This is a genomic window from Amycolatopsis sp. La24, from assembly GCF_029087445.1.
Classification (GTDB): domain Bacteria; phylum Actinomycetota; class Actinomycetes; order Mycobacteriales; family Pseudonocardiaceae; genus Amycolatopsis; species Amycolatopsis nivea.
Genome location: NZ_JARACH010000149.1, coordinates 1 through 819 on the forward strand (window position 1 = coordinate 1; position 819 = coordinate 819).

Annotated in this window: 1 protein-coding gene; it reads left to right on the plus strand. The window is 70.8% G+C overall.

Translation table 11 applies throughout. The annotated features are described in order from the left end of the window. Positions 1–688: transposase (locus tag PUT80_RS46225; protein ID WP_275295925.1), on the plus strand; the 688-nt coding region annotated here is incomplete at its 5' end. Positions 689–819: the final 131 nt, after the last annotated feature.

The following is an 819-nucleotide window of genomic DNA, read 5'->3' on the forward strand; positions in this document are numbered from 1 at the left end:
CCACGGGGACATCCTGGCCGCGATCCTCGACGAGGGAGCCCGGTTCTCCGTCACCGCGCCGCAGAACCCCGCGGTCCGCGCCGCGATCGCCGCCATCGACGAAACCGCGTGGCAGCGCATCGACTACGGCCGCCCGGTCTTCGACGAGGGCAGCCGGGCCTGGGTCCATGCCGCCGAGATCGCGGAAACCCCCTACACCGCGTTCACCAACCCCACCCGCAACGGCCAGTTCGTCACCGCCCGCCTCGTCGTCCGCCGCGTCCGCGACACCACCCGGGACGCGACCGGGGAACTGTTCCCCGTCTACCGCTACCAGGCCGTGTTCACCAACACCGGATTCGACCCGGTCACCGCCGAAGCCCAGCACCGCGGCCGCGCCGGAACCATCGAGCAGATCTTCGCCGACCTCAACAACTCCGCCCTCGCCCACTTCCCCTCCGGCCGCTTCGCCGCCAACGCCGCCTGGCTCGCCCTCGCCGGAATCACCCACAACCTCCTGCGCGCCGCCGGATCCCTCGCCAGCCGCTTCCACGCCACAGCCAGAACCGGCACCATCCGCGCCCACCTGGTCGCCATCGCCGCCCGGCTCACCCGCACCGCCCGCACCACCACCCTCCACCTGCCACAGAACTGGCCCCGGGCCGGCAGCTTCCTCGGCCTCTTCACCGCCACCCACCGAAAAACCTGACCCACGCCGACCCAGCCCACCACCGACCGGAGAACCCACAGTGGACACGCTGGTGCGACGCCAGCCACACCAACGCGCCCACCCAACAAACACCACCCGCACACCCACCACCAAGATCAGCAAAACCTCAA